The organism is Bacillus cereus group sp. N21 (assembly GCF_016483395.1).
Classification (GTDB): Bacteria; Bacillota; Bacilli; order Bacillales; family Bacillaceae_G; genus Bacillus_A; species Bacillus_A pseudomycoides.
On sequence record NZ_JAEHBX010000155.1, the window covers coordinates 1 to 3,592 of the forward strand.

Below are 3,592 nucleotides of genomic sequence, written 5' to 3' on the forward strand. Positions count from 1 at the left end.
CCCTCCAAGTAAAAGTGTAACATCCATGTTTATTCATGGTCTTTTTACACTGTCTACCTTAAGGGGATAATATCATTCTGAAAAGAAGTAACTGTCTTTTTTATACTTAATGATTCGCGTTGATTGGCAACCTAAAGAAATTGGATGCAATAAGACATAGTATTCCAAGAATAAAAACGCCAGTCCCAATACCCTTATTCGAGTTTTTAAATAAGTTAATATCCGAGTAAAAATTAAGCATCATAAGACCTAAAGAGAACAAAATCAATCCAATTCCAATTAATATTCTTCCTATTGGCGTCCGTTTTCTCATCATTACATCTCCCCCTAATTTCTTTAAAATCTAATAATATTTCCAATCCAACCGGACATAATATCAACAAGGAGCTGATTATATGCAAAATTCCATACATAAACATATCCTATTGTTATTTTTCTTATTTCTTTTCTTTGTTATATGTTTCAGCCTTATATTACATGCACCAAAAGAGATGCCGAGCACCGTTTCTGTTTATAAGTTACTCCTGTGTTATTTTCCCTATTGAAAAAGGTGTCTTGTGATGAGGCACCTTTTTCCCTGCTATATGTCCATTCGCTCATATAATTTCACACAAGCCAACATTGAGAAAACCAACATGCAAGTTGCCCCCATGCATAAGAACCCACTATGTAAATTCAATTGCTCTATATTTACTTTAAAGAAAACTTCTAAAATAAATATAGGTGCGATTAATAGAAAACAAGCTATCATAAACGTTTTCTGATAACCTAGCAGAAAGTAAATTGGTAAAATTAAACTAAAAACAATAAAACCGAGGCTCATACTAGTTACAACCGTTGTTTCTACAAAATCCACTGTCTCATTTCTTAACTGAATACCTACTGTAAAGTAAGCAATGATAACACTGGTCATTAAAATAATCAGCGCAAACATATACTTTGCCAATATCATTTGTTTTCTAGATATCGGTAAACTATTAAACATCTTTTCGCTTTGATTTTTTTCATCACTATAAAAAGTTCTCATCATCAATATAACAGGAATAATAACTGTCGTAAGTGTGAATGTACTATGGTTATCTCGCGTCGCCATATAGAATAAAAAAGGATAGATTATATACCAAATGAGCATTTTCCTTTGCACAATAAAATCTTTCATAATGAGTTGCTTTATATGTATCCCTCTTCCTGTTTTTTTATAAGTCACGCTCTTTGTATAAGCCAATAGCTAAAAACATAGAGGCAACATAAATAAGAAGCATTCCAATTAAAAAGGATACATTTACGAATAAACTAGAAGCCCATTGATTATCTACATTTCCCCATACATTCTTCACTATCATGCTACTTAAAAAGGCAAATATCGTCCCTACAAAAGGAGCGATATACCTTGCACCCATATCCCCCACTCCAAACCTCATAATAGCCTATACATATTTTATAAAAAAAGAGCAAATCCTTATATACGAGCTGACGCATAGGCACCTCTCCCCTTCGCTGTATACACAACAATATCATCTAAAGTTGGTTTTTCTAGTACAACTTCGTTCCCAAACCAATTTTCAATTGCTTGCTTATCTTTCGCTAGCCCTTCAAAACCAAATTTATTTTTACGTAATCCGATAAAGAGTTCTTTTCCTTCAAGATCTAATAAGTCATTACTTCCTTTTACAATCACATGATTTTCTAATATTTCGTCTTTTTCTCCCGTAAAGACAATTTCGCCTTCGTGAATAAATGTAATATAATCAGCAATGCGCTCTAAGTCTGTTGTAATATGTGTCGAGAATAATACCGATACTTCTTCTTCCATCACAATTTCTTGCAATATATCAAGTAGTTCACTACGGACAACCGGATCTAAACCTGATGTTGGTTCATCCATGATGATGCGTTCTGCATGATGCGATAACGCAATCACAAATTTCATTTTCATCCCTTTTGATAACTGCTTAATCTTTTTGTTTTTCGGAACTTGTAATCTCTCCATATACGATTGATATTGCGCTTCATCCCAGTTTTTATATAAAGGTGCAATAATCTTCTTCATTTGTTCACATGTTAACTCTTCGTAGTAATGATTTTCATCATACACAAATCCAATATATTGCTTAATGTCTTTTTCTGCTTTTGCATTATCCTTACCGAAGATCGTAATATCCCCACTATTTTTCTTTACTAAATTCATAATCATTTTAATGGTCGTACTTTTTCCTGCACCATTTGGCCCAACAAATCCCATAATATATCCACGCGGCAATGTAAAACTTATATTTTTCACTGAAAAATATAAGTTTTACAAACGTTTTTTAACTCTAACATGTCACTTATTCCCCCTTATATAGAAACGTAATCATCTGTTGCAACTCTTCCAGTGAAAGCTGCAAAAATTTACTTTCCTGGACAATCTCTTCTGCTTTACTTTCTAGTAAACGCAATCGTTGTTCCTTTATAAGCTCATTATTTTGTACGGAGACATATGTTCCTTTCCCTGCAACCGTTTCAATGTACCTTTCCTTTTCAATCTCCTCGTACGCACGTTTCGTCGTAATCACACTAATCTGCAGTTCTTTCGCTAAACTGCGGATAGACGGCAATTGATCTCCCCCCTTAAGACCTCCATTTAAAATAAGCTGCCTCAATTGCTTACTAATCTGCTCATAAATAGGGTCTGGGGAAGAATTTGAAATAATAATATTCATGTTTTCCTCCACTGTGTATATACACAGTTCCCTATTTTTAGCAAGAAAAAAAGACCAACATTTTCCTGTTGGTCTCCCATATATGTATCACTTCTCAAAGCGATCTAACATTTCATCTCTCATCCCAAAACTAACAACCGCAATTCCTACATACATAAAAATAAGAAATGCTGGATGCACTGCGTTGTACCAGCTGCTATCAACAATTAAATATACCGTTAATGCTACAACAAGTACAAATGCCAAAATAAACATATAAAAGTGTCTTGTACTACCCATGATAAACTCCTCTCTTCTCACTTCACCATTCAACAGTATATTTTATCGAATAATTCGATATGACTCAAGGCTAACTTTCTTTTATGTAATCAAGTTCTACCTTTACAATGTCATCACAAGCTATTGAAATAATTGTTCCTTGTTTATCAATCGCTGTCACTTCTGCGTTATCCATTACACGATGTGCTACACGCTCTAACATTTTTCCATAATCTCGATAACAAAATTCCTTTATATCTTTAATTTTTTTACCGTTTTCTAAATGATACACCATCCTATAACACTTATAGCCCATTCCTTCACCCCAAATTGTTCGTTTTTTCACATATACGTAAAAATGAGTTATTCTCCTCATTACACCTTCTTAATTTCAATAAAATTCTAACAAAAATACACAATTTTATCAAACCGACTTTTTCAACAAAAAAGCTTAAAAAACAACTTTCTTCCACACTGTTACATAAAATACAAAAATTCTTTACATTATTTTCATAATTTCTGCACAATTTCTCCACAAAAAAAGAACCCGCATATTGATATGATCCCCTTATAGTAGACAGTAAAAAGAAAGCACATTAATCTGTTTACTATGGAGGGGATTTTTTCTATGG

The 3,592-nt window shown here is 33.1% G+C and carries 6 protein-coding genes and 1 pseudogene; all 7 read right to left on the reverse strand.

Annotated elements, in window-relative coordinates:
• Nucleotides 1–106 precede the first annotated feature (106 nt).
• The 7 genes and pseudogenes from JDS96_RS29985 to JDS96_RS30015 all read right to left on the reverse strand — a co-directional run bounded on the left by JDS96_RS29985 (nucleotide 107) and on the right by JDS96_RS30015 (nucleotide 3,276).
• Nucleotides 107–316 (reverse strand): hypothetical protein, encoded by a 210-nt coding sequence (locus tag JDS96_RS29985; RefSeq protein WP_199669030.1) that lies wholly within the window; start codon nucleotides 314–316, stop codon nucleotides 107–109.
• 264 nt (nucleotides 317–580) lie between these two features.
• Nucleotides 581–1,159: an ABC-2 transporter permease gene (locus tag JDS96_RS29990; protein ID WP_206777253.1), complete on the reverse strand. Its 579-nt coding sequence runs from the start codon at nucleotides 1,157–1,159 to the stop codon at nucleotides 581–583.
• Between the two features lie 37 nt (nucleotides 1,160–1,196).
• The gene (locus tag JDS96_RS29995) at nucleotides 1,197–1,400 is read right to left on the reverse strand and encodes an ABC transporter permease (RefSeq protein ID WP_242480031.1); all 204 of its coding nucleotides are present in this window, start codon (nucleotides 1,398–1,400) and stop codon (nucleotides 1,197–1,199) included.
• Nucleotides 1,401–1,459: 59 nt separating this feature from the next.
• Nucleotides 1,460–2,322 (reverse strand): annotated as a pseudogene (locus JDS96_RS30000) (ABC transporter ATP-binding protein).
• 5 nt (nucleotides 2,323–2,327) lie between these two features.
• The gene (locus JDS96_RS30005; protein ID WP_199669032.1) at nucleotides 2,328–2,702 is read right to left on the reverse strand and encodes a GntR family transcriptional regulator; all 375 of its coding nucleotides are present in this window, start codon (nucleotides 2,700–2,702) and stop codon (nucleotides 2,328–2,330) included.
• Nucleotides 2,703–2,789: 87 nt separating this feature from the next.
• Entirely contained in the window at nucleotides 2,790–2,981 is a 192-nt protein-coding gene (locus JDS96_RS30010; RefSeq protein ID WP_016116299.1) for a hypothetical protein, read from the reverse strand.
• Between the two features lie 70 nt (nucleotides 2,982–3,051).
• Nucleotides 3,052–3,276 carry a DUF3929 family protein gene (locus tag JDS96_RS30015; protein WP_026008568.1) on the reverse strand — a complete coding sequence of 75 codons (225 nt, stop codon included), beginning with the start codon at nucleotides 3,274–3,276 and terminating at the stop codon, nucleotides 3,052–3,054.
• Between the last annotated feature and the right edge of the window lie 316 nt (nucleotides 3,277–3,592).

Excerpts from the sequence above, each read along its gene's own strand:
- JDS96_RS30015 (WP_026008568.1), bottom strand. The coding sequence starts at position 3,276 with ATGGGCTATAAGTGTTATAGGATGGTGTATCATTTAGAAAACGGTAAA.
- JDS96_RS30010 (WP_016116299.1), bottom strand. The coding sequence starts at position 2,981 with ATGGGTAGTACAAGACACTTTTATATGTTTATTTTGGCATTTGTACTT.
- JDS96_RS29985 (WP_199669030.1), bottom strand. The coding sequence starts at position 316 with ATGATGAGAAAACGGACGCCAATAGGAAGAATATTAATTGGAATTGGA.
- JDS96_RS29990 (WP_206777253.1), bottom strand. The coding sequence starts at position 1,159 with ATGAAAGATTTTATTGTGCAAAGGAAAATGCTCATTTGGTATATAATC.
- JDS96_RS29995 (WP_242480031.1), bottom strand. The coding sequence starts at position 1,400 with ATGGGTGCAAGGTATATCGCTCCTTTTGTAGGGACGATATTTGCCTTT.
- JDS96_RS30005 (WP_199669032.1), bottom strand. The coding sequence starts at position 2,702 with ATGAATATTATTATTTCAAATTCTTCCCCAGACCCTATTTATGAGCAG.